The sequence below is a fragment of the Actinoallomurus acanthiterrae genome (assembly GCF_054775715.1).
Window position 1 is genome coordinate 2,599,742 of record NZ_BAAHCO010000001.1, and the last position, 23,153, is coordinate 2,622,894.

Here is a 23,153-nt window from a genome sequence, read left to right on the forward strand (position 1 = left end):
CCCGGGCATCTCGCATCAGAGTGAGCGCACCAGCGGCGATCCTGGCGTGCGACTTCTTTCACAAGCTGGTCGTGAAGACCCTTCGCTCGTTTTCGGACACCTCGGTCCCATCCCATCCTGTCGAGCGCAGCCAGCCCTCGAAAGTCATCATCTCGGGGTGGATCTCACGGAGGAGTTCGATGTCCCGATCGAGGCTGAAGACGTCGCGTTCCTGGAAGAACCGGAACATGGCTGCGTAATCGTGCCCCACGTCCGGTATGGAGGATCGCAGGACGTCGAGGGGCACCGGGTTGTATCCGCACGGCGTTCCCGTGACGCGCTCGAAGGTCGCGGCGATCTCTTCGCCGGTGAGGCTGTCTCCCGTGACGGCCAGATCGCGGCTGCCCCAGCTCTGCCAGTGCTTGAACATGAAGTCGCTGAACCAGGCGATGTCGTCCAGGCCGATCAGCGGATACTTCCCCGTTCCCAGCGGGATGGAGAGGACCAGCCCGGAACGGCCGTTGGGCAGCGGGCCGTGTCCCGGCGCGAGCCGCACTCGCAGGTTCTCGAAGTACGGCGATGTCGTCAGGATCGACACGTGTTCGCTGTACCAGCCGTCCTTTTCCTCCCGCATCATCTCCTCCGACCGGAGCAGGTTGATGTGTGCCGCGACCGCGGCCTTGGCGTCGTAGTGCGGAACGGGGATGGCTCCGTTGGTCAGGGTCACAGCGCTGTCGAGCGACGACCAGATGAACCTCTCGACGCCGGCCGCTTTCGCGGCCTCGAGAACGGTGATCCCCTGCCGGTGTTCGCCGAGTACGCTGCCGCTCGAGAAGAAGTCGGTGTTACAGAACACCTGTTCCGCATTGGATACCGCCGCGTGGATGCTGCCGGGATCGTCCAGGTCACCCTGGAGCATCCGGACCCGGCCGCCGCCCCGCGCGAGCAAGTCGGTGGCTCGTTCCGAACAAGGATCGCGGGTGAGCACGGCAACGGTCGCATCCGGTGATTCGAGAAGGTGGGAGACGACCCTGCGTCCCATCGCGCCCGTGCCGCCGATGACGAGTGTTTCACCCATGACGGGTAACCGGTCCTTTCGTTATGAGAGACGATGTCCGAGAACGTGCTCGGCGACCTGCTGGTGCGTGGCGATCCACACGTCGTCGCGCACCTGCTCGACGTGCTCGAGGATTCGGTCGAACATGCCGGACAGCAGCGGTCTTCCGCTGACGTGCGCGTGCACGGTCAGGTTGAACACCCCGGGACGGGATGCGCCGAGCAGGTGGTCCAGCAGGTCGGCATGGCTGTCGAGAAAGGCCCGCGGTCCCGCGGCGCCACGAACATCGGACAGCTCACTGTGCATGATCGTGACGAGCGGGCCGGCCGAGGTCGGTATCACCTGGGGCAGTTCGTGGTCGTTGTAGTCCCCCGACCACGAGTAGCCTGACTCGGCCAGCAGCTCCGGAGTGCCGGCGGTGCCGGAGGCGCGGGGGCTCATCCAGCCGGTCGGACGGACGCCGGTGAGGCTTTCGAGTATCTCGGTGCAGCGGCGGATGTTCGCGCGTTCGGCCGGGACGTCGAGCAGCGCCGGTATGACGTCCTGCGCGTAGGAGTGCGCGGCGATCTCATGTCCCGCTTCGTGTACGGCCAGCACCGCCTCGGGGAACCGTTCGGCGACCAGACCGTTGACACCGAAGGTGGCGGGCATGCGATGGGATCGCAGGATCTCGAGCAGCCGCCATACCCCGGTCGTGCAACCGTATTCGGACCAGGAGACGCTGTGCGTGTCGTTCACCCCCGGCAGGGGCCATGCCGTGGCCATCGGAGCGTAGACCGGCCAATGGCCCGGTGACCACAGTTCCACGGCCACCGTGATCATGATCGCGACCTTCTTATGGCCGGGCCACACGGTCAGGGGGACGGCCATGAGATGTCTCCTGTCGCGGCAGCGGGTGGAAGGCGCGGTGCTCACCCTGTGGCCGGCGCAGGACCCGCGTCCAATGCCCATGCCAGATCCGGACATGCCCAAGAGGCATCGCCTCAGGTGAGCGAAGCAAAGGACGGCAGGCGAAATGCGCGCCCTGGCTACAGTGGAGGCATGATCGAGGTCACTCCGTCCACGCCGGATCTGCCGCTCCGGGTGGTCCGGTACTTCGTGGCCGTTGCCGATCACGCGCACTTCGGCCGGGCCGCTGCCGCCCTGCACGTGGGACAGCCTTCGCTCAGCCGACAGATCCGCGGCCTCGAGCGGCAACTGGGTGTGCGACTGCTGGACCGGACACCACAGGGCAGCCGCCTCAGCGAGGCCGGGGAAGCGTTTCTGCCCAAGGCCAGGGCGTTGCTCCGAGCCGCGGATGAGGCTGTCGCCACGGCGCGGGCGGCAGTCGGGCTCGGCAGCGTATCGATCGGATACATGCCGGGCCTCGTCGTCACCGCGGCGACCCGCGAACTGCGTCGCCGGCACCCGGACGCAACAGTGCGGACGGTGTACCTCGGGGTGGCGCCGGCCCGCTGAGGCCCTCCTCGACCACCATGTGGACGCGGTCGTCGCCCGTCTGCCGTTCCCGGCCGACCGGCTACAGGTCACGCCGCTCTACGACGAGCCACGCGTCGTGGTCGTCCCCCGCGGTCACCGCCTGGCCGGACGGCCGTTCGTCGTCCTCGAGGACATCGCCGACGAACCCTTGCCCCAGGTATCCGGCCTCGACTCCGCGTGCCGCGCCTTCTGGCACCTGGAACCGCGGCCGGACGGCCGCCCCGCTCCCACCGGGCCCACCATGAACTCGCTGGACGACACGTGGGAGTTCGTAGCCTCCGGCGACACCCTCGCCGTCGCCACCCCCGACCACGTCCAGACCACCCGATCGGATCTGGCACTGATCCCTCTGCTCGGGGTCGCCCCGAGCAGAGTCGTGCTGGCGACCCGGGCCGACGACGACGGGCGTCTGGTGGCCGAGTTCCGACAGTGCGCAATCGAACACCTGCCGGCACAGACCTGATGACTGAACAGCCCACAGAGCCCAGCACCTGCGGCCTGAACCGGCCAGTTTTCGCCTGAATCTGCATCTGCCATGGACTGACATCGTCTTGGGCGATGTGTGACGATGCGTCGTGATCGGCATCGGCATGCCAAGGAGTGCTGCGTGGACAACATCTGGGAGCCTGTGCTGGACCCGGCCGAACTCTGGGGTCCCAAGATGGCCGAGAAACTGGGCGAGGCCATCGGCGACCGGTGGACGGACATCGCGGCGGCCGAGACGTCCAAGCTTGAGCGGCTGCGGGACCGCGCCAAGCTCGCGGTCGATCTGACCGGCCAACTCATCTCTGCGGAATCCAACGCCTCCGCACGGGAGCGCATCGAAAAGTCGATCACCGACGCCGCAGCGCTCATCCCACCGTCGTCGGAGACCCTGGTCGAGGGCGTACCTCTCGCCGTCCTGCCGAGGGCGAACAGCTGCGTGACCAGCAATGGGCCGTACAACCAGTGGGGTGAGACCACGGATCCGCGAGCACTGCAGCATCGGCGTGCTCCGGACGCGATCAACACGACCACACCTCGGGTGCTGCACCCCCGGATCGTCGTCGCGGTGGACGGGGAGCTGGACCAGATCATGGGATCCGGGTGCTGGTTCCAGGTCGGTGTCTCGGGACGGGTGAGACTCAACGTCGAGTGGTTCTTCAATGCCGGATGCGATGTCTTCACGCTGCTGGCGGGTTATGGCTACGCGTCCATCGGCATGTTCGGCTCTGTCTGGGGAGCACGGGAGAACGGGTGGGTCGACCACGGCGGCGCCGGTGTGACCCTGGCCGACCAGCACTACATCGGCGTCCAGGAGTGGTCGGGCCAGTCCCGGCGGTTCAGCGTGGGCTTCGATGCGATCGCCGGCGGCGCGTATTACTGCGCGGGCTGGCTCCGCTTGCACGCGTTCGCCGCCGGGCTGAGCGGTGCCCGCGCTGAGGTCGCCGCCGTGCTGAACCCATTGCAGGTGTGCACCTGACGATCGTCGATGTGGTCTGGCGGGCTCTGTCAGGTGCGTGCGTACGCTGATCGCAGGAAGCGGATGAGGTGGTCATTGACCTCGCGGGGGCGTTCCTGCTGGGTCCAGTGGCCGCAGCCCGGCATGACGATGACGTCGCGTAGGCCCGGCACATTCGCGCGCATGGCATCGAGGGAGGAGTTGAAACGGTAGGCGGAGTCGAGTTCGCCGGTCACATACAGCGTGGGCTGGGCGACCTTCAAGGTTCCCACCTGCGGTAGATCCGACCAGTCGAAGTCGAAGGTGCGGTAGCGCCGGATCGCCCCGTCGAAGCCCGTACGCTCGAATTCCCGTGCGTACCTGGCGAATTCGTGGTCGGTGAGCCAGTCACACCAGTCCGATGGCGGGCCGGCGTCGGGCAGCGGGTCGAGGAATCCGGCGCCCTCGGGGGTGTCGAGCAGCCACCGTGGTACGAGGTCGGGTGGTGCCTGGCCCGACAGCGCGTACAACGTCATGCGCAGGGTACGGGCCGCGTCCGCGTCCAACTCGGCCTCAGCGACGCCCGGGTTCTGGAAGTAGAGGACGACGTTGAACTTGCCGGGGTAGTACTCGCGAAGTACTTGGGTGATGGGCATGGGCAGCCGGGCCGCGTACGGCACCCCCAGCGCGACCACCGCCGGGAAGCGTTCGGGGTGGAGCTGGGCACCGGCCCAGGCGAAGGTGGTGCCCTGGTCGTGGCCGACGACCGCCGCGGTCGACACGCCGAGGGCGTTAAGCAGGCCGGTCAGGTCCGCCAGGTTGTTGCGGAGGCTGTAGCCGGCGACGTCGGCCGGGGCATCGGTGTGGCCGTAGCCGCGCAGGTCCGGGGCGACGGCGTGGAAGCCGGCGGCGGCAAGGGCGGGAAGCTGATGGCGCCAGGAGTACCAGAACTCGGGAAAGCCGTGCAGAAGCAGGACGGTCGGCCCCGCCCCGGCCTCGGCCACGTGCATGTCGATACCGTTCGTCCGAACAACGCGGTGCCTGATCGACACCCGTCCCGGCGGAGAAGCCGCCGTGTCGGCGGGCGCTGTGATTCCGGCCGCCAGCCCGGCGGCGGATGAGGTCTTCAGAAAACGTCGGCGGCTGAGAAACTCGGGCATCATTCGCTCCCGGTCGATCCCTGTGTCAATGGGCCTGGTCACCCGTTGATCCTCGACCGGGGACGGCCCCGCGTCGTCTGCCCAGCGTCGTATCCAGGGCTACCACGCTGGGCGCAGGTCGCCGACCGGCCCAAGCCCGCCAGGCCGAGTACGGCAACCGGCGCAGCGCCGTGGAGGACGCATTCGGCTGAATTCGGCCAACGTACGGCTGAACCCTTTCCGACCTCCCCTGCGTACGGTCAAATGTCCAATAGGTGCCGCACCGCGGCGAGCGGTGCGCGACCGTGTCAGGGAGCGTCATGCCGGATCCGCGCCCACTCCGGGAGGACGAGCCCAAGCGGGTGGGCTCGTACCGGCTCACGGACTACCTCGGCGAGGGTGGCCACGGAGCCGTCTACCGCGGCACGAACGTGTCCGGGGGGACCGTCGCGGTGAAGGTCCTGCACCGCCGGCTCGTCTGGGGCAACGCGGCGCGGCGGCGGTTCGTCGAGGAGATGAGCGCGGCCCGCCGGGTGACCGAATCCCGCACCGCTCGCGTCCTCGACGTGGGCCTCGACCTCGACGTCCCCTACGTCGTGAGCGAGTACGTGCCCGGGGAGTCGCTGCACGCGGCGGTCGCCCGGCACGGTCCCTTGGACATCGACGCGATCACCCGCCTCGCGTCCGGCACCGCGGCCGGGCTGGCCGCGATCCACCGGGCGGGCGTCGTGCATCTTGGATTCAAGCCGCACAATGTGCTGCTCGGCGGCGATGGTCCCCGTGTGATCGATTTCGGCCTCGCCCGCGCTCTCGGGGCTCCGGAGGCGGGCTCCGGTGTCGTCGGCACGCCCGCCTACCTGGCGCCGGAGCAGCTCGCCGGTCAGGACGGCGTGCCCGCCTCCGACGTGTTCGCCTGGGCGGGGACGATGGTGTTCGCCGCGACCGGCCGACCGGTCTTCGGGGACGACCATGCGCCCGCGGTGCTCTGGCGGATCACCAACGGCGAGCCGGTGCTGTCCGGTGTGCCCGACCAGCTCGTGCCGCTGCTCTCCGCCTGCCTGGACAAGCGTCCCGACCGGCGGCCGAGCGCCGCTGAACTGATATCCGCGTTGACGGGACGGGACAACCCGGCTCGCATCGGAGCAGCTGGCGATCGGCCGGCGCGCGACGGCGTCGTACCGCCGACCGGGGCCGTACGGCCCCAGCGGCCCGCAGCGGCGGCACCCGCCCGCACCGGACCCACCGGCGAGGCCGCCGCGACCGCGACGGACCGTCCCGCACCCGCCGTCACCGGGACGGGCCGCCACGCGCCCACCGCGACCGGGACAGACCGTCGCGAACCAGCCGTCACCGGCACGGATCGCCCCGCGCCCACCGTGACCGGGACGGGCCGCCACGCGCCCACCGCGACCGGGACGGATCGTCCCGCACCCGCCGCGACCGCGACGGGCCGCCACGCGTCCGCCGCCCTGCCCGACCTCGGCAAGCCTGTGCCGGGCGAGGAGGCGTGGATCCGGCGACCGCGGCGCCGGGCGCTTCCGTTGGGCATCGCGGCGTCCGGTGCCGCACTGGCGATCGCGGCCGGGCTCCTCTTCGTCCTGTGGCCGTCGGAGCGGGCGATGGACACGGCTCAGCGCACGCGGACCAGGCCGAGTCCCGGACATTCGGTGAACATTCCGGCGGTCGGCGCTCCGCTGGGACGGCCGCTGACCCTGGGCGCGGCCGGATCCGTTTCCGCCGTCGCGGAGCCGACCTTGAACGGCAGGCCGGTTCTCGTTGCCGGCGGGCAGGACGGAGACCTACGTGTGTTCGACCGGTCGAGCGGTCGGCAGATCGGCGCGCCGCTCACCGGTCACAAGGGCGAGGTCACCGCGCTCGCCGTCGGCACGCTGAACGCCGGGCCGGTCGTCGTCTCGGGCGGCGCCGACCACACGATCAGGGTGTGGGACATCGCCGCGGGCCGCGAGGTCGGAGACCCTTTCACCGGCGACACGGACACGATCACATCCCTGGCCACCGCGACCGTGGGCGGTCGCTCCGTGGTCGTCTCCGGAAGCGCGGACTGGTCTGTACGCCGCTGGGACATGGCCACCGGCCGCCAGATCGGGCCGCCGATCCTCGGCCACAAGAGCCCGGTCACGTCCGTCACCACCGCCACGCTGGACGGTAAGCCCGTCGTCGTGGCGGGCTGCGCGGGCAAGATGGTCCGCGCCTGGGACATCGCCTCGGGCGCGGAGATCGGCATGGGCTTCATGGGCCACACCGCGGCGCTGACCTCGGTGGCCGCCGCGACGCTGAACGGCGAACTCGTCGTCGTCTCAGCCGACGCCGACCGGACCATGCAGGTGTCGGACGTTGCCACCTGGCACGCGACGAGCCCCGCGTTTCCGCGCCGGCCCAGCGCGGTGACCACGATGGCCACGGCCGACGTGAACGGACGCGTCGTGGTGCTCACCGGGGAGGGCCACGCCGTGCACGTGTGGGACCTGGCGACCCGGCGAGAGATCATCTCCCCGCTCACCGGGCCGACGCGCTCGGTGATCTGGGTGACGACCGAGACCGTCGACGGCGTCACGGCCGCGGTGGCGGGAAGCACCGACGGCACGGTGCGCATGTGGAGGCTTCGGTAGAGCTCCATGCGATGGAGCTGCCGGCCGACGCCGTACGGTCGTGAACGCCGGTCGGCGGCCCGGGAAGACCCGGGAAGACCCGGGCGGCGAACCGGCTCAGCTCGGCGGGGCGAGTTGCTGGAACCAGGTGAGGATCTGCGGGAGGGCCAGCCGAGCGGAGCCGTCGTGGTCGACCCGCGCCCCGAGGTCGACGAGACCGCCGCCCGACGCCGCCTGACAGGCACGGGCGTTGGTGATGGGCACGCGCCGGTCGCCGGTCGCCGCGTAGATCCGTACCGGCACCCAGGGTTTCCACGCGCAGGTGTCGTCGCTCGACTGCATCGCGCGCAGCAGCCCCCCGGCCGGATGCCGGAGCCGGTCGGCGAAGGCCGGCGTCAGCAGCCGCTCCGGCGTCGACGGCAGGGACGCGACGATCGTCGCCTCGTCGTGATGGCCGTCGAACAGCCGCGTCACCGAAGAGGCGTACGGCTCCTGGAACGCCTCGGCCGGCCGGCGATACAGGTGGTAGACCCGGCGCGTCGACGCCAGCCAGTAGGCGAGGTCGAGGACCGCCTGGCGCTGGGAGAGCCGCCCGTCGAGTTCGGCCGGCACCTGGACGTGCTCCAGGTCGTACGGCCCGCTCACCGGCGCCACCGCGCCCGGCCCGAAGTGCGGCACCTTGCCGTCCTGGAGCTTCTCGCCCAGCGCCATCGCGGCCGGCCCGCCCTGCGCGAAGCCGGTGACGAGCACCTTCGGATCGAACTTCCGATGCTGCCGGCCCGCGACCGTACGCGCCGCGCGCAGCAGGTCCACCGACGCGTTGAGCTCGGAGGACACGTGCTCGTACGCATGACGGCCGATGCCCTTGCCGAGACCCAGGTAGTCGGGCGCCACCACGGCGTAGCCGGCACTCGCGAACATGATCGCCCGCGCGCGGTCCGGCTGGGTGGCGTCCACGGACGGGGCGGTCCGCCGGGCGGTCAGCGTGCCGTGCTCGTACGCGACCAGCCGCAGCCGGTGTGTGCTGCCGGCGGGCAGGACGAGGAGTCCGCTCGCGGGCGTCGAATTGCCTCGCGTGTTGACCGTCCGGTAGAGCACCCGGTAGGCGTCGACGCCGTTCTGGCCGGCGAAGCGATCTTCGCCTTCGTCAGGAGGTCGGTGGTCTCCGCGCTGGACAGGTGCGCGACGCGGACGGTGGACATCACCGCGCCGCGCGCGTAATGGTCGGCCGTGCGCGCTGCCAGCCCGGCGAAGACGAGCAGCCCCGAGCAGGAGAGGACGGTGACGGAACGATCGAATATGCGGCTGACTCTCACGGCCGTCTCGGTGCCTCGGTGTGTCGCGGGTGAACGGAACCAAACTTTTTACCGTCCCATCGCCAACGCCCGGCGAGGACTATGGAACGACGGCGTGAACGCCGGGCGGCAGATCTCCTCGGCGCTTCGGCAAAGCCAAAAGCCTCGCCCCGCCGAGCGGCGGACACCGGTTTCGGGAAGAGGTTGAACGGGAGCATGCGCGCGACAAGACACACGAGCCGGCATGAGAACGGCAACCATCCGGTCGTGGCGTTAACGCTCATCGTCGGCTACCTCGGGTTCGGTCCCCTTCGGAGCCTGCGGGACCTGTTCCGCCATCCGGAGTTTCCCGACCGTACGGCCCCTGCGAGCACGTATCCCTGGGTGGAGCCAGACCATCCGTCCGCCGTCGAGGTGGCGCCGCCCGATGGGTTCCTGGACGCGCTCGTGGTCGACGATGTGATCGTCATGACGGAACGGACCACCGATGTTCCCGGCCGCACGGGCGCCCGGGGCCTGCGCGTGCGTGGCGTGGACCCGAAAGGACGCACCCTCTTCACCGGTCGGACCTGGCCGGCCGACTCCGGTCGGTGGCCGGGCCCGGGCCTGCGACTGCTGGGCGAGGGCAGGAGGACCCGTGTCGCCTTCACGAACCAGGGGATCGACCCCGGCGGGCGATCGGCCTACGTGGACATCTACGACCCGGCCGCACGCGGCGACGTCCAGCCTCAGACCGTGCGGTTTCCCACGGACGAGGAGCTGCAATGGGCCGGTGGCACCGCCATCCAGGTGACAGCGGGCATCCAGGACGGCCCGAGCACGATCCTGGACGCCGACGGGATGGTGAGCCCATGGCATCGCTCCGGACGGCGGCCGGTCGCGGCGACCGGTGACGTCGTCGTCGACGTTCACCGGAGCGAGGACGGCGACGAGGAGGGGTTTCAGGTCGTCGACCGCCGTACGCGCCGGGTGCTGTGGTCCCGCCGCGGCCAGACCGTCTATGCCGTGTCCACCCATGCCGTCATCGCCGGCCGCACTCGGCGGCTGCGGCTGTACGACCTGAAGACGGGGAAGGTCGTCGCCCGCAGCCGCGATCCGCTGGCCCAAGGCGGCACGACCTCCAGCGCCGACATCACCCGGCGATACGGGGACGTGCTCATGACCTGGCAGGTCGCCGGCAGCACCCGTCACCGGTGGGTGCACGGCGGCTGGAACGTCGGCGACTACGCCATCTGGCAGGACGACGTGTACGGCTTCCAGTCCCCGGAGAACCCGTTCGACGAGAATCCGATGGCGCTGTGGATCCCGCCCGACGGCACGCCGGCCAAGTTCCCGGTCAGCGGGCGTGCCGCTCCGCTGGGCGTCACCACCGACGGCCTCGCCGTCGCCCTCACCGGCACGTTCCGCGATCGTGCCCTGTACGTCCTCCCACTCCGCGGCTGAGGTGGTCGGCGACGTCCGGCTAGTCGCCGTGCGGGTCGGAGGCGTTGAGGGTCTCGACGACCTGGTCGTAGTCGCCGCGTGCCTCGGCGTAGCGCAGGAACTTCACCCGTTCGACCTGGATCTCCTTCGCGTCGGGCTGGGACTCGATCAGCGAGATGACCTCCGCCACGTACTCGTCGAGCGGTACCGCGAACTCGCTCTCCTCCTGGCCGGGCAGCAGCGAGGTGCGGACGGCCGGCGGCTCGAGTTCCACGATCTTCACCGTCGTGTCGGCGAGCTGCAGCCGGATCGACTCGCTGAGCATGTGGATCGCGGCCTTCGAGGCGTTGTAGCTCGGGGTCACCTTGAGCGGCACGAACGCGAGACCCGAGGAGACGGTCATGATCGTGGCGTCCGGCCGCGTCCGCAGGTGCTCGATGAACGCGGCGATGAGCCGGATCGGGCCGAGCACGTTGGTCGTCACGACGGACTCGGCCGAAGCCAGGAACGACTCGGGGGCGTGCCAGTCCTCGATGCGCATGATGCCGGCCATCGTGATCAGGACGTTGAGGTCCGGATGCTTGGCCAGCACCTCTTTCGCGGCGGACTCGATGCTCCCGGCATCCGCCGTGTCGATCCGCACGGTGTCGATGCCGGGGTGCTCCGCGGCGATCCGTTCGAGCAGGTCGGCGCGCCGGCCACCGACGATGACGGTGTTCCCCCTGGCCTGTAGCTCGAGGGCGATGGCGAGCCCGATGCCGCTGGTGGAACCGGGGATGAAGACGGTGTTTCCGGTTATGTTCATGCTTCGAGTCTGGACGCTCGGCCGCGACGAGGGGCAGAGACCCGTTATCGGGGGATCGGCGGTCCCTGGTTCGCCCGGGGCACCGGCCGATAATGGACATATGGATCGTGCATCACTGGCGGACTTCCTGCGCCGCCGCCGGGAGGAGCTGCGGCCCGAGGACGTCGGGCTGCCTCCGGGCGCGCGCCGCCGCGCCCCGGGCCTACGGCGTGAGGAGGTCGCGGCCCTCGCCGTGATGTCGACCGACTATTACACGCGCCTCGAGCAGCAGCGCGGCCCGCAGCCGAGCGAGCAGATGCTCGCGTCGCTCGCCCGCGCGCTCCGGCTGACGGAGGACGAGCGCGCCTACCTGTTCCGGGTGGCCGGGCGGGGCACCCCGGCGTCGGTGTCGACCGCGCAGCATGTCGCCCCCGCGCTGCTGCGGGTGCTGGACCGCCTCGAGGACACCCCGGCGCTCATCCTGTCCGACCTGGGCGAGACGCTCGTGCAGAACCGGATGGCCGCGGCACTGTTCGGCGACGAGTCGGGCCATACGGGCCTCGCCCGCAGCGGGATCTACCGGTGGTTCACCGACCCCTCCGAACGGCTGCGCTATCCGGAGGACGACCGCGACCGGCAGAGCCGCGCCCAGGTCGCGAACCTGCGGGCCGCCTACGGGTCGACGGGCCCGCAGTCGCGCGCGGGCGAGCTCGTACGGGCGCTGCAGAAGAGGAGCGCGGAGTTCGCCGGGCTGTGGGAGCGGCACGAGGTGGCGAAGCGCTACGAGGACCACAAGACGCTCATCCATCCCGAACTCGGCGCGATCGAGGTGGACTGCCAGGTGCTGTTCACCGAGGACCAGTCGCAGGCGCTGCTCGTGCTCACCGCCGCCCCGAACACCGAGGGCCACGAGAAGCTGCGGCTGCTCGCGGTGCTGGGGCGGCAGCGCTTCACCGAGTCCCGGACCTGAACCCCGAGCTCGCGGATCGTGTCCGCTTGCGGTCACTGCGCGATGACATCCTGTACCGGCCGCCGCCACGGGCTTAACTGAGCAGCACGGGGCGGACGGCGACGGCCGCCAGCGCCCTTCGCGGGATGAGGGGGTCAGAGCATGGCGATTTCGCAGGCCAGTTGGGTCCACGGGCACGCTGTTCAGCCGGAGGATCCCACGTTGACCGTCGGCCGGATCGGATGGGCCGGCCAGATCAGGCATCCCGGGAGTCAGGGGTGGTATCACATCGCCGTCCCGACCCCGGTGATCGTGACCGACATCCGGTTGCGCATCGATTCGGCGATGCTCCAGTACACGACCGGAAGCCAGGGAACCGTCAAGCACGTCCACGTATACGACGGCCCGACCAGGATCGCCAATTTCGACAACGTGAACCTCTCCGGAGCCGATCGGCTCGACCGGTTCACCCTTCCGCAGACGCCGAAACCGTCGGTCGGTCTGGGCATCGGGATCTCGATCTTCATGGCGTTGGGCACCGATCCGGCCCAGGCGTGGATCGACCTCCATTCGGCCGGGGTCGACTTCCTGTGAGGAGCCTTCGGCATGGCTGACGTGCTCACGCATCACAACGACAACGGCCGGACCGGCGCCTATCTCGCCGAGACGAGGCTGAAGCCGAGCAATGTCAACGCTTCGGCCTTCGGGAAGCTGTACGAGCGGAACGTGCAGGGGGACGTCTACGCCCAGACGCTGTACGTGCACGGGGTGCAGACCCCGCAGGGCGCGAAGAACCTGTTCTACGTGGCGACGTCGACCAACCACGTGTACGCGTTCGACGCCGACGACCTCGGCCAGGATCCGGACACGCCGCCGGTATGGTCGCGGCAGCTCGATCCGTTCCGGATTCTGACGAGCGACGAGATCTGCCGGGAAACCGTCGGCTCGGTGGGGATCACGAGTACGCCGGTGATCGACGCGAGCACCGGGACGATGTACGTCGTCACCCGCTCCTCGACGCCGTCTCCCGGCGGGCCGGGAGACGGCGCGAACTACCTGCACGCCGTGGACATCGCGACCGGAGCGGAAAAGCCGCACAGTCCGGTCCAGATCAGTGCGTCCGTGCCCGGCACCGGGCCGAAAGCCGGTCACACGCTGGTTTTCAACCCTCATTGTCAGCGGAACCGGCCAGGCCTGCTCCTGCTGAACGGCGTCGTGTACCTCGCCTTCGGCACGTTCAGCTGCGACACATGGTGCGGCCCGGACGAGCCGTACTACGGCTGGGTCATCGGATATCGCGCGTCCGACCTGCAGCAGGTCGCCGTGTTCAACACGGCGACCGCGGCGGCCAACGCCGGAATCTGGCAGTCGGGCGCCGGGCTGGTGGGCTCGCCGGACGGGTCGATCTATTTCATGACCGGCAACGACGGCCTGCTACCCGGCAGCCCACCGCCGGGCAGCGTGGACAACCTCGGCGACAGCGTGATCAGGCTGCGGGTGACCGCCGGCTGGCCGGGACTGCAGCTCGCCGGCCACTTCACACCGCGAAACGCGGCGTTCCTGCGGGACGGCTACGGCACGCCCGAGCAGGGGGGCGACACCGACCTCGGGTCCGGCGGCCCGACCCTGCTGCCGGGCGGCACCCTGATCGCGGGCGGCAAACAGGGACGGATCTACGTCATGGACGCCGGCACCATGGCCCTGCGGCAGGACTCGGACACGGCCGGCGCGCAGCCGCCGGACTGGCAGCTGGCCGGGGTCAACCCCGATCACGTCGGCGAGGGGTTCCAGGCGTTCTACAACCAGCAGATGGAAACCGATCCGCACACCCCGCGCGCCCTGGACAACTACGCGAGCGCCGAGCACTACGGCTGCAACATCCACGGCAACCCGATCTACTGGCCGGGCACGGGTTGCGTCTACCACATGGCGGAGAAGGATCACCTCAAGGCGTTCCAGTACGACGCCGCCGCCCGCGTCGTCCGCTACGGCGTCGATCCGAACCCGGTGTCGAGGGCGATCGTGCCGTTCGCGGCGAGCACCGAACCACCGAACCGGGGAATGCCGGGCGGTGCGTGTTCGGTGTCGGCCAACGGGAACACCGACGGCATCGTGTGGGTCAGCTATCCGCAGTCCGACGGGCAGTGGCAGAAGGTCACCGGCTATCTCGTGGCGTACGCGGCGGCGCCGGGCGGCGGCGACGGGCGCACGCTGGTGGAGTTGTGGCGTGACTCCAGTCCGGTGCTGTTCGCGAAGTTCTGCCCGCCGACGATCGCCGACGGCAAGGTCTTCAGGTCCGCGTTCGCTCCAAACGCGGCCGACAACTCCTACAACGGTCCGGGCAAGGTCGTCGTCTACGGGCTGAAGGCGTGATCTCGGAGGTCGATATGGACAGTCCGATCCATACGCACTACCTCAGTCATGGCGCGTCGGCCGGCGCGCTCGGGAATCCGATGGGCGACGAGGAGGACGTGACGGGCGCCGACGGGCTTCCCGGGCGGTGCCGTCACTTCCGTGGCGTCCTCTACGGCGCGGAGCACGCGATCTCGCTGCGAATACCGCCGGAAAGGGCGCACCCGACCTGCCACCGGCCAAGCGAGGACGGCACGCCGGTCGAGTCCACGATCGCGTGGAGCGAGCCGACCGGCGCGCACGTCGTCCACGGCGAGATCCGCGACCTGTGGCTGACGCTGGGCGGACCGGGCGGGGAACTCGGCTACCCGGTCTCCGACGAGATGCCGACACCGGACGGCCGCGGCCGCCGCAGCCGGTTCCAGTTCGGCGAGATCTGGTGGTCCCCGGGCACCGGGGCGGTGGTACGGCCCTTGATGTTCTAAAAGGCAACAAAAACGAACGTCTCAGCGCGACGATTCCAACAAGTTCGCGAGCGTATTGACGCAAACCGATAAGACTGTTTACTGTCATTTCAACATCGCGATGTCACCCCGCCATCACGTCTGCCCCCGCCACCGCAGACGATTCAGCGTTCCTCCGCCCCTGGAGAGGTCGCCATGCGCAGACATCGCCCCGCCCTACGCGTGACTTCCGCCGCCCGCCGGGCCGCGCCACCGACAGCGCCGATCGAAGACGAGCCGTACGCACACCGCACCGGCCTCACCGCCAAGGCCCGACATGTGGTCGCCTTCATCGGCGCGATCGCCGCACTCGTCCTCGGCCTGGCCGGCCTGTCCGGTACGGCGCAGGCCGCCACGTCCCTGCCGTGCGACATCTACGGCGCCGCGGGTACGCCCTGCGTCGCCGCGCACAGCACCGTACGAGCCCTGTTCGGCGCGTACACGGGCCCGCTGTACCAGTTGACCCGTGCGTCCGACCACGCCACCCACGACGTGGGCGTGCTCTCCGCGGGCGGCTACGCCGACGCGGCCGACCACGACGCGTTCTGCAACGGCACGACGTGCGGCATCACGAAGATCTACGACCAGACGTCGCGCCACAACGATCTGACGCCGTCCCCGTCGGGCACGGCCGGCACCGGCGCCGACTACCCCGCGGACGCGAGCGAGATCGCCGTCACCGCCGACGGGCACAAGGCGTACGGCGTCTGGATCTCCCCGCAGCACGGCTACCGGCACGCCGTCGGATCCGGCGTCGCGCAGAACGGGCAGCCCGAGGGCATGTACATGGTCGCGAGCGGCACGCACGTCGGATCCGCGTGCTGCTTCGACTACGGCAACGCCGAGGCGGTCCCGGCCGACACCGGCAACGGCCACATGGACGCCGTGAGCATCGCGACCACCTGTTACTTCACGCCGTGTACGGGCTCGGGGCCGTGGGTGGAGGCGGACCTGGAAAACGGCATGTTCCAGGGCGCCAACGGCTCCAACACCGCGAACCAGGGCAACAACAGCACCTACGTCACGGCGCTGCTGAAGAACAACGGCCAGACCACCTACGCCCTCAAAGGCGGCAACGCGCAGTCCGGCGGCCTGTCGACGTGGTGGAACGGTGCGCTGCCGAACCGCGGCGGCTACATCCCGATGCACCAGGAGGGCTCGATCATCCTGGGCACGGGCGGGGACAACAGCAACTGGAACATGGGCACCTTCTTCGAAGGCGTGATGACCTCCGGCTACCCGACCGACGCCGCCGACGACGCCGTGCAGGCCAATATCGTCTCGGTCGGCTACTCCGGGCAGACCAACGTGCCGAACGGCCCGCAGGGCACGATCACCGGCCCGGGCGGCAAATGCGTCGACGTCATCGGGGACGACACGGGCGTCAACAACGCCGCGATCAATCTCTGGGACTGCCAGTCCTACGCCGAGGATCAGCACTGGGAACACTTCGCCGACGACTCGCTGCGCACTCTCGGCCGTTGCCTCGATGTCACCGGCAACGGTACGGCGAATGGCACGCAGGTGCAGTTGTGGGACTGCAATGGTGGGGGTGCTCAGGTCTGGCAGCAGCAGTCCGACGGTTCGTTGCGCAATCCGCAGTCCGGGCGTTGCCTGGACTCGCCGAGTGGGGCGACCGCCAATGGCACGCGACTGCAGATCTACGACTGCAACGGCTCCCCGGCGCAGAAGTTCGCGGTCAACGGCGGCGGTGTGACCCTCGGCCCCGGCGGGAAATGCGTCGACGTCCTCGGCGATGACACCGGGACCAACAGCGCCGCGATCAATCTCTGGGACTGCCAGTCCTACGCCGTGGACCAGCACTGGGTGCACCTGTCCAACGGCGCCCTGCGCACCCTCGGTCGCTGCCTGGACGTTACCGGCAACGGTACGGCGAATGGCACGCAGGTGCAGTTGTGGGACTGCAATGGTGGGGGTGCTCAGGTCTGGCAGCAGCAGTCCGATGGCTCGTTGCGCAATCCGCAGTCGGGCCGCTGCCTGGACTCGCCGAGCGGGGCGACCGCGAACGGCACGCGGTTGCAGATCTACGACTGCAACGGCTCCCCGGCGCAGAAATTCACGCTGAGCTGACTCACCCAGGCGAGGCCCGCCGACCCGGCGGGCCTCGCCACCCCCTCGTACCGCAGCGCCCCCCACGGCACCGAGGTTGGAGCTCCCCATGCGCGTACAGCGACGTATCCTCCCCGCCCGTACCGCTGCCGCCGCCGTCGCCGGACTGGTCCTGCTCGGCGTCGCGCCGAGAACAGGCGTCGCGTCGGCGGATGCCGCATCCCAGGCGGCGGTGTGCTTCCTGTCCTGTGACACGCTCGACCCGTCGAAGGCCGGGCAGGAGACGTTCCCCGTCCCGGAAAAGAACATCAACGGCCGCAGGCTGGTTCTCCACGTCTCCGACGCGGACGGAATGGCGTGGGGCAGCATCGACGACGGCACCACCGGCGACGCCGTGTGGCTCGACCGGTCCTGGGACGGCGGGCAGACGTGGGACGGCCTGCTCGGCAAGGCGAGCATCCCGAGCACGTGGACCGGCACGCGGACGCTGATGTACAACATCTCCGACCCGCGAGATCACCGCCGTGGCCTCATCCGCGCCTGCGGTGACGCCGGCGCGGTCACGTGCACGGACTGGGTCTACCCGACGGTCTGCGACGTCCACTGCGACCGCACCGACCCTGGCCAGGCGAACGGCGACACCGAGCCCGTCCCGGCGACCACGCTCTCCGGCCGCGTGATCCGGCTGCACGTCGACCAGAACGGGATGGCGTGGGCCGGCATCGAGGCGGGCGCCACAGGCGACGAGGTGTGGCTCGACCGCTCGTGGGACGGCGGCGCCACCTGGCCCGACGGCTCCTCGCTCGGCCGCGTATCGGTCCCCGGCGGCGCGACCGTCACCCGTACGACGATGTTCGCCACCCGCGACCCGCGTGGCCGCCTCTACGGAGGAGCCGTCCGAGCGTGCGGCCGAGCGGTGTCCGGGCAGAACGGCAGCTGCACCGCGTGGGCCCGGCCCGCGCCGTCCCGCGCGTCGGCAGACGCCGACGCGCTGATGTACTCCTACGACCCCTACACCGGCTGGTGGCCCAGCAGCTGGTGGAACTCGGCGGCCACGCTCACCGCGCTCATCGACCACGGCGACCACCAGTACGACTGGGTCATCGCCCGCACGTTCGACCAGAACAAGGGCGCGTTCGCGGCCGGGCAGCGCAGCAGCGACCCGGTCGAGGGGAACTTCATCAGCCGCGCCATCGACGACAGCGCCTGGTGGGGCCTCGCGTGGGTGGCGGCCTACGACCACACCGGCGACCAGCGGTACCTGAAGATGGCCACGACGATCGCGGACTACGTGCAGCAGTACTGGGACCCGAGCACCTGCGGCGGCGGCGTGTGGTGGGACCGCGAGCGTACGTACAAGAACGCGGTGACGAGCGGCCTGTACCTGCGGCTCGCCGCGTCGATCCACCGCCGGACCCCCGGCGACACGGTCTGGCTGCAGCGCACCCGCACGGCCGCGACCTGGTACCTGAACAGCGGCCTGATCAACTCCGCGAACCTCGTCAACGACGGCCTCACCCAGGACTGCCGCAACAACGGTCAGACGGTCTGGACGTACAACCAGGGTCTGGCCATCGGCGGCCTGGTCGAGGCGTGGCGCGCCACCGGCGACGCCACGCTGCTCGACGCGGCACGACGGCTCGCGGACGCGGCGATCACCGGTCTCACGCGCGACGGGATCCTGGTCGAGTCGTGCGACGTCGGCCAGAGCACGTGCGACGACAACCAGAAGCAGTTCAAGGGCATCTTCAGCCGCTACCTCGCCGATCTCGCGGTGGCCACCGGGACGCCCGCGTACCGGTCCTTCGCGCAGCGGCAGGCGGACTCAATCTGGGCCCACGACCGCGACCCGCTTAACGGGATCGGCCAGCGCTGGGCGGGCGGCAGCCCCAACGTGTTCGACTGGCGCACCCAGGCGAGCGGCCTCGGCGCGCTCGACGGCGCGAGCCGATGACCCGGGACGGGTCGCGCCGACAGCCAGGTCCTTGAGCGTGGGGCGCGCCGACGGCCGGGTCCTTGGGCATGAGGCGCGCCGACGGCAGCGTGGGGGCGCCGACGGCCGGGTCCTTGGGTACGGGGCGCGCCGACGGCCGGGTCCTTGAGTTTCGCCCGGCGGTCGGCCACCGTCTCGGACATGCAGGTGGGGTTGCACGCGCTGGGCATCGGGGACGGCGCCCGCCCGGAGATCGTACGGGCGGTGGCGGAGGCCGCCGAGGCTCACGGCTTCGCGAGGTTGTGGGCGGGCGAGCACGTGGTGCTGGTCGACGCGCCGGCCTCCCGCTACCCCTACTCCGCCGACGGACGGATCGCCGTGCCCGCCGACGCGGACTGGCTGGACCCGTTCCTCACCCTGAGTTTCGCGGCGGCCGTCACCACCACGATCGGGCTGGCCACGGGCGTGCTGCTGCTGCCCGAGCACAACCCGGTCGTGGTGGCCAAGCAGGCCGCGACGCTGGACGTGCTCTCCGGAGGGAGGCTCACGCTCGGGATCGGTGTCGGCTGGTCGGCCGAGGAGTTCGCCGCGCTCGGCGTCCCCTTCGCCGACCGCGCCCGGCGTACGGCGGAGTACGTCGCCGCGATGCGCACCCTGTGGTCGCACGAGGTGGCCTCGTTCCACGGGGAGTTCGCCCGCTTCGACGCGATCCGGGTCAACCCCAAGCCGGCGCGCGGCCGGCGGATCCCGGTCGTGGTGGGCGGGAACAGCGACGCGGCGCTGCGCCGCGTCGCCGTGCTCGGCGACGGCTGGTACGGATTCAACCTCCCGGCCGCCGCCGTCGAGGACCGCGTCACCGCCCTCATGGCGGAATGCGCACGCCAGGGCCGCTCGCCGGCGGAGCTGACCATCGCCGTCGCGGTGAGCGACGGCGGCCCCGACCTGCTGTCCGGCCTGGCGGAGATCGGCGTGACCGAACTGGTCGTCGTCGCGGCACCGCCGGCGACACCGGACGCGGCCACCCGTTGGGTCGCCGACCTCGCCGACCGCTGGATCACTCCCGGCCCGTAAGCGGTCACTGATCAGCGTGTGGGTGAACCCGGCCGTTACCGCGCGCCATACGTTTCGCGGGCCCCGAACTTCTCGACGAGCCGGGGAGTCGTAGCCGATGAATCACAGTCGAATACGGCGGTAGGGGATTGAAATGCGGAAGCTGGACCGGCGTCAGGCGTTGCTGTCGATCGGTGCCGCCGGTGTCGGCTTGGCGGCCGGTGCGGTGCCCGAATTCCTCCGCGGCACCGATGCGACGACGACGCCGAGACACGTACGCAAGGCGGCCCACACCCTTCCGCCCGATCCCGGCTACACGCACGGACGGCCGCTGCAGGCGCTGCGCCGCCCGATCCACAACCTGCACGACCTCCAACCGGCGGCGCCGCCGAACGCGGTGGCGTTGACCATCGACGACGGCCCGCATCCGGTGTGGACCCCGAAGATGCTGGATCTGCTGGCCGAGTTCGACGTTCCGGCGACGTTCTCGCTCATCGGGACGCAGGTCACCGAAGACCCGCGGTTGGTCCAGCGGCTCGTCGCGGGCGGGCACCAGGTGTCCGACCACACGGTGACGCACCCGTTGAACCTGCCCCATCTCACAGCGTCCCGGATCCGGGAGGAGATCGGCGGCGCGCACGACAGGATCGCGCAGGTCACCGGGGTGGCACCCAAGTTCTTCCGCTCTCCGGGCGGCGCGTGGTCGCAGCAGATCATCGACATCGCCGCCGAACACTCTATGATCTGCATCGACTGGCAGGTCGACCCGCGTGACTGGGCCCGTCCCGGCACCACGAGGATCACGGACCAGTTGCTGCGCGCACAGGCGGGCGACATCCTGCTCTGCCACGACGGCGGCGGCGACCGGTCCGAGACCATCCGCTCGCTGCGGACGGTCATCCCGGCGCTGAAGCAGCGGGGTCTCACCTTCGTCGCCCTATGACCCCGCGGCAGACGGAGAGGGGCCCCGCGCGTTGGACGCGCGGGGCCCCGATGGATCACGGTCAGGATGCGTTGATGGCGACGTCGTCGAGTACGAAGCTCGTTTGCAGTGCCGAGTCCTCGGTGCCGCTGAACGATAGCGTCACGGTCTGGCCGGCGTAGGACGACACGTCGAAGGTCTTGTTCACGTATCCGCTGGCGGCGTTGGCGTTGCTGTACGTCGCGAGGGTGGTGCTGCCGATCTTGACGGTCAGTTTGTCGTAGACGGTGCTGCCGGATTCGGCGGTGTCGATGTGGAGCCAGAAGCTGAGCGAGGCCTTGCATCCGGAGGGGATGGTGACGGACTGGGTGGCGCTGTCGGTGTGGGTGGTGCCGTATCCGTCGAGCCAGGCGAAGTAGCTGCCGGAGTGGGCGGTCTCACCGCTGCCGCTGGAGGACACGACGCCGGAGGTCGTCGTCCAGGGCGTGGTGCCGGACTCGAAGCCACCGTTGGTGACCTTGTTGCCCGGCGAGGAGCAGCCGCCGCCGACCGAGTTCACGGTCCAGGTGAACGACGCCGAGCCGGAGGCGCCGGTGGAGTCCTTCGCGGTGACGGTGACGTTCGAGGTCCCGGCGGTGGTGGGCGTGCCGGAGATCAGGCCGGTCGAGGAGTTGATCGACAGCCCGGCGGGCAGGCCCGTCGCGCTGTAGGTCAGCGTCTGACCCGAGGCGGAGTCCGTCGCGTGGATCTGCAGGCTGACCGCCGTGCCGACCGTGCTGGTCTGGCTGCCCGGGTTGGTCACCGTGACGGTGTTGCCGCCGCTGGAGCCGCTGCCGAACGCCGTCACCCCGTTCGGGGTGCCGAGCCCGGTCGGGCCGTCGTACCCGGAGCCGGCCGTGCACAGGTACGAGGGGCTGCACGACCCGTTGCTGCCGGAGGTGACGTCGTTGAGCGAGCCGGTGTGCGCGTACGGGTAGGACGCCGGGTAAGCCCCGGACGCGGGCGGGCCCGCCAGCGCGTACACGCCGGCGATGAGCGGCGACGACGCGCTGGTGCCGCCGACGACCAGCCATCCGCCCGTCCCGTAGGTGTCGTAGACCGCGAGGCCGGTGTTCGGGTCGGCGACGGCGGAGACGTCGGCCACCGACCGCTTGGAGCAGCCCGAGTCCTTCTGCCAGGACGGCTTCGGGTCGTAGGAGGAGCAGCCGGATCCCGCGCCGGACCAGGCCGACTCGCTCCAGCCGCGGGAGTTCGAGGCCTTGGACAGCGAGGTCCCGCCGACCGCGGTGACGTACTGCGACGCCGCCGGATACTCGACCCCGTACCCGTCGTCGCCCGAGGACACGGTGATCGCGACACCCGGGTGGTTGAAGTACGTGGAGTCGGTGCTCGTGTCGCTGGAGTCCTCCGAGCCGCCGTAGCTGTTCGACACGTACTTGGCGCCCAGCGAGACCGCGGTGTTGACCGCCGTGCCGAGGTCGTCGGTGGACGGCTGGCTGGCCTCGACGAGCAGGATGTGGCAGTTCGGGCAGGCCGCGGAGACCATATCGAGGTCGAGGGACTCCTCTTCGCCCCAGCCGGAGTCGGCGGAGGGCGGGGTGCTGCCGCCGTTCTCGTTGACCTTCTTGAAGCAGCCGTTCGCGGTCGTGCAGGCGGACAGGCCGTACTGGGAACGGTACGTGGCCAGGTCGGACTCGGCGTTCGGATCGTCGTAGGCGTCGACGATGGCGACCGTCTGGCCCGATCCGGCGGATGAGGACGGCAGGGCGTACGCGCTCTGCAGGTCGGAGGCGCCGAGCCCGGAGGGCGCGAGGTTCGGCTGGATCCCCCGGTGCGCGGTCACATCGGTGCGTACGAGCGAGAGGCACGCCATCTGGCCGCGACGGGTCGGGGTCGCACACGCCCGTTTGACCGGCGCGGACAGGTGCGGTGCGGCGGCGGCGGGCCGGGCGGCGGAGGGGGCCGTTGAGGCGTGCGCCGGTGTGGTGGTGGTGAGCAGGGCGGCGGGCAGGGCGAGTGCGGCCATGAGGGTGAGGCCGATGCGCCGCAGACGAGCGCGGGTGGATGGGGGTGACATCCTTGCTCCCTTTCTGGCGGGAGGCCGGATACGGCGGGGTCGACCGTTCTCCGGCCGTTGACACCACGGCTAGTGGTGTTGCGCGCAACGTAGGATCCGGATATAAGGCGGTC

The 23,153-nt window shown here is 70.2% G+C and carries 19 protein-coding genes and 1 pseudogene; 13 read left to right on the forward strand and 7 right to left on the reverse strand.

Translation table 11 applies throughout. From position 1 onward, the window contains the following. Nucleotides 1-58: 58 nt before the first annotated feature. Nucleotides 59-1,057, reverse strand: a complete 999-nt coding sequence (locus ACYVF7_RS12675) for an NmrA/HSCARG family protein (protein ID WP_460339128.1) — start codon at nt 1,055-1,057, stop codon at nt 59-61. Between the two features lie 21 nt (nt 1,058-1,078). Continuing rightward, nucleotides 1,079-1,906: a polysaccharide deacetylase family protein gene (locus ACYVF7_RS12680; RefSeq protein ID WP_460339130.1), complete on the reverse strand. Its 828-nt coding sequence runs from the start codon at nt 1,904-1,906 to the stop codon at nt 1,079-1,081. A 171-nt stretch (nt 1,907-2,077) separates the two neighbouring features. Between ACYVF7_RS12680 and ACYVF7_RS12685 the strand changes: the two genes are divergently transcribed. From ACYVF7_RS12685 to ACYVF7_RS12695, 3 genes are all read left to right on the forward strand, one after another. Further along, nucleotides 2,078-2,494 (forward strand): LysR family transcriptional regulator, encoded by a 417-nt coding sequence (locus tag ACYVF7_RS12685; protein ID WP_460339132.1) that lies wholly within the window; start codon nt 2,078-2,080, stop codon nt 2,492-2,494. 19 nt (nt 2,495-2,513) lie between these two features. Next, complete coding sequence (locus tag ACYVF7_RS12690) at nt 2,514-2,978, forward strand: LysR family transcriptional regulator substrate-binding protein (RefSeq protein ID WP_460339134.1); 465 nt, start codon at nt 2,514-2,516, stop codon at nt 2,976-2,978. 144 nt (nt 2,979-3,122) lie between these two features. Then, nucleotides 3,123-3,977, forward strand: a complete 855-nt coding sequence (locus ACYVF7_RS12695) for a hypothetical protein (protein WP_460339136.1) — start codon at nt 3,123-3,125, stop codon at nt 3,975-3,977. 29 nt (nt 3,978-4,006) lie between these two features. On the opposite strand, the gene ACYVF7_RS12700 is transcribed toward ACYVF7_RS12695, so the two are convergent. After that, the gene (locus ACYVF7_RS12700) at nt 4,007-4,945 is read right to left on the reverse strand and encodes an alpha/beta fold hydrolase (protein WP_460357869.1); all 939 of its coding nucleotides are present in this window, start codon (nt 4,943-4,945) and stop codon (nt 4,007-4,009) included. A 78-nt stretch (nt 4,946-5,023) separates the two neighbouring features. Next, nucleotides 5,024-5,098: pseudogene (locus ACYVF7_RS12705) on the reverse strand (twin-arginine translocation signal domain-containing protein); the annotation flags it as partial. A 296-nt stretch (nt 5,099-5,394) separates the two neighbouring features. On the opposite strand from ACYVF7_RS12705, the gene ACYVF7_RS12710 reads away from it, so the two are divergent. Beyond that, nucleotides 5,395-7,704, forward strand: coding sequence for a serine/threonine-protein kinase (locus ACYVF7_RS12710; protein WP_460339138.1), 2,310 nt, complete (start codon nt 5,395-5,397; stop codon nt 7,702-7,704). 96 nt (nt 7,705-7,800) lie between these two features. Here ACYVF7_RS12710 and ACYVF7_RS12715 read toward each other — a convergent pair whose 3' ends face one another. Further along, nucleotides 7,801-8,781 carry an alpha/beta hydrolase family protein gene (locus ACYVF7_RS12715; protein ID WP_460339140.1) on the reverse strand — a complete coding sequence of 327 codons (981 nt, stop codon included), beginning with the start codon at nt 8,779-8,781 and terminating at the stop codon, nt 7,801-7,803. A 413-nt stretch (nt 8,782-9,194) separates the two neighbouring features. Here ACYVF7_RS12715 and ACYVF7_RS12720 point away from each other — a divergent pair, with 413 nt between their 5' ends. Then, nucleotides 9,195-10,421 carry a hypothetical protein gene (locus ACYVF7_RS12720; RefSeq protein ID WP_460339142.1) on the forward strand — a complete coding sequence of 409 codons (1,227 nt, stop codon included), beginning with the start codon at nt 9,195-9,197 and terminating at the stop codon, nt 10,419-10,421. A 19-nt stretch (nt 10,422-10,440) separates the two neighbouring features. Here ACYVF7_RS12720 and ACYVF7_RS12725 read toward each other — a convergent pair whose 3' ends face one another. Continuing rightward, nucleotides 10,441-11,205: an SDR family oxidoreductase gene (locus tag ACYVF7_RS12725; RefSeq protein WP_460339144.1), complete on the reverse strand. Its 765-nt coding sequence runs from the start codon at nt 11,203-11,205 to the stop codon at nt 10,441-10,443. Nucleotides 11,206-11,305: 100 nt separating this feature from the next. Here ACYVF7_RS12725 and ACYVF7_RS12730 point away from each other — a divergent pair, with 100 nt between their 5' ends. The 8 genes from ACYVF7_RS12730 (at nt 11,306) to ACYVF7_RS12765 (ending at nt 20,984) form a co-directional block, all read left to right on the forward strand. Further along, complete coding sequence (locus ACYVF7_RS12730; RefSeq protein WP_460339146.1) at nt 11,306-12,154, forward strand: helix-turn-helix transcriptional regulator; 849 nt, start codon at nt 11,306-11,308, stop codon at nt 12,152-12,154. A gap of 141 nt (nt 12,155-12,295) precedes the next feature. Further along, complete coding sequence (locus ACYVF7_RS12735) at nt 12,296-12,727, forward strand: DUF6623 family protein (protein WP_460339148.1); 432 nt, start codon at nt 12,296-12,298, stop codon at nt 12,725-12,727. A gap of 12 nt (nt 12,728-12,739) precedes the next feature. Then, complete coding sequence (locus ACYVF7_RS12740) at nt 12,740-14,506, forward strand: hypothetical protein (RefSeq protein WP_460339150.1); 1,767 nt, start codon at nt 12,740-12,742, stop codon at nt 14,504-14,506. 14 nt (nt 14,507-14,520) lie between these two features. Beyond that, nucleotides 14,521-14,970: an LGFP repeat-containing protein gene (locus ACYVF7_RS12745; RefSeq protein WP_460339152.1), complete on the forward strand. Its 450-nt coding sequence runs from the start codon at nt 14,521-14,523 to the stop codon at nt 14,968-14,970. A gap of 174 nt (nt 14,971-15,144) precedes the next feature. After that, the gene (locus ACYVF7_RS12750) at nt 15,145-17,079 is read left to right on the forward strand and encodes an arabinofuranosidase catalytic domain-containing protein (RefSeq protein WP_460339154.1); all 1,935 of its coding nucleotides are present in this window, start codon (nt 15,145-15,147) and stop codon (nt 17,077-17,079) included. Nucleotides 17,080-17,167: 88 nt separating this feature from the next. Further along, nucleotides 17,168-19,012 carry a glycoside hydrolase family 76 protein gene (locus ACYVF7_RS12755; RefSeq protein WP_460339156.1) on the forward strand — a complete coding sequence of 615 codons (1,845 nt, stop codon included), beginning with the start codon at nt 17,168-17,170 and terminating at the stop codon, nt 19,010-19,012. A 180-nt stretch (nt 19,013-19,192) separates the two neighbouring features. Further along, the gene (locus ACYVF7_RS12760; RefSeq protein ID WP_460339158.1) at nt 19,193-20,062 is read left to right on the forward strand and encodes an LLM class F420-dependent oxidoreductase; all 870 of its coding nucleotides are present in this window, start codon (nt 19,193-19,195) and stop codon (nt 20,060-20,062) included. Nucleotides 20,063-20,195: 133 nt separating this feature from the next. Beyond that, nucleotides 20,196-20,984 carry a polysaccharide deacetylase family protein gene (locus ACYVF7_RS12765; RefSeq protein WP_460339160.1) on the forward strand — a complete coding sequence of 263 codons (789 nt, stop codon included), beginning with the start codon at nt 20,196-20,198 and terminating at the stop codon, nt 20,982-20,984. A 61-nt stretch (nt 20,985-21,045) separates the two neighbouring features. On the opposite strand, the gene ACYVF7_RS12770 is transcribed toward ACYVF7_RS12765, so the two are convergent. Next, nucleotides 21,046-23,040: a putative Ig domain-containing protein gene (locus ACYVF7_RS12770; protein WP_460339162.1), complete on the reverse strand. Its 1,995-nt coding sequence runs from the start codon at nt 23,038-23,040 to the stop codon at nt 21,046-21,048. Nucleotides 23,041-23,153 lie beyond the last annotated feature (113 nt).

What these genes read in the sequence shown, in the direction of transcription:
- ACYVF7_RS12675 (WP_460339128.1), bottom strand. Translation starts at nt 1,057, where the DNA reads ATGGGTGAAACACTCGTCATCGGCGGCACGGGCGCGATGGGACGCAGG.
- ACYVF7_RS12680 (WP_460339130.1), bottom strand. Translation starts at nt 1,906, where the DNA reads ATGGCCGTCCCCCTGACCGTGTGGCCCGGCCATAAGAAGGTCGCGATC.
- ACYVF7_RS12685 (WP_460339132.1), top strand. Translation starts at nt 2,078, where the DNA reads ATGATCGAGGTCACTCCGTCCACGCCGGATCTGCCGCTCCGGGTGGTC.
- ACYVF7_RS12700 (WP_460357869.1), bottom strand. Translation starts at nt 4,945, where the DNA reads ATGCACGTGGCCGAGGCCGGGGCGGGGCCGACCGTCCTGCTTCTGCAC.
- ACYVF7_RS12710 (WP_460339138.1), top strand. Translation starts at nt 5,395, where the DNA reads ATGCCGGATCCGCGCCCACTCCGGGAGGACGAGCCCAAGCGGGTGGGC.
- ACYVF7_RS12720 (WP_460339142.1), top strand. Translation starts at nt 9,195, where the DNA reads ATGCGCGCGACAAGACACACGAGCCGGCATGAGAACGGCAACCATCCG.
- ACYVF7_RS12725 (WP_460339144.1), bottom strand. Translation starts at nt 11,205, where the DNA reads ATGAACATAACCGGAAACACCGTCTTCATCCCCGGTTCCACCAGCGGC.
- ACYVF7_RS12730 (WP_460339146.1), top strand. Translation starts at nt 11,306, where the DNA reads ATGGATCGTGCATCACTGGCGGACTTCCTGCGCCGCCGCCGGGAGGAG.
- ACYVF7_RS12735 (WP_460339148.1), top strand. Translation starts at nt 12,296, where the DNA reads ATGGCGATTTCGCAGGCCAGTTGGGTCCACGGGCACGCTGTTCAGCCG.
- ACYVF7_RS12740 (WP_460339150.1), top strand. Translation starts at nt 12,740, where the DNA reads ATGGCTGACGTGCTCACGCATCACAACGACAACGGCCGGACCGGCGCC.
- ACYVF7_RS12745 (WP_460339152.1), top strand. Translation starts at nt 14,521, where the DNA reads ATGGACAGTCCGATCCATACGCACTACCTCAGTCATGGCGCGTCGGCC.
- ACYVF7_RS12750 (WP_460339154.1), top strand. Translation starts at nt 15,145, where the DNA reads ATGCGCAGACATCGCCCCGCCCTACGCGTGACTTCCGCCGCCCGCCGG.
- ACYVF7_RS12755 (WP_460339156.1), top strand. Translation starts at nt 17,168, where the DNA reads ATGCGCGTACAGCGACGTATCCTCCCCGCCCGTACCGCTGCCGCCGCC.
- ACYVF7_RS12760 (WP_460339158.1), top strand. Translation starts at nt 19,193, where the DNA reads ATGCAGGTGGGGTTGCACGCGCTGGGCATCGGGGACGGCGCCCGCCCG.
- ACYVF7_RS12765 (WP_460339160.1), top strand. Translation starts at nt 20,196, where the DNA reads ATGCGGAAGCTGGACCGGCGTCAGGCGTTGCTGTCGATCGGTGCCGCC.
- ACYVF7_RS12770 (WP_460339162.1), bottom strand. Translation starts at nt 23,040, where the DNA reads ATGTCACCCCCATCCACCCGCGCTCGTCTGCGGCGCATCGGCCTCACC.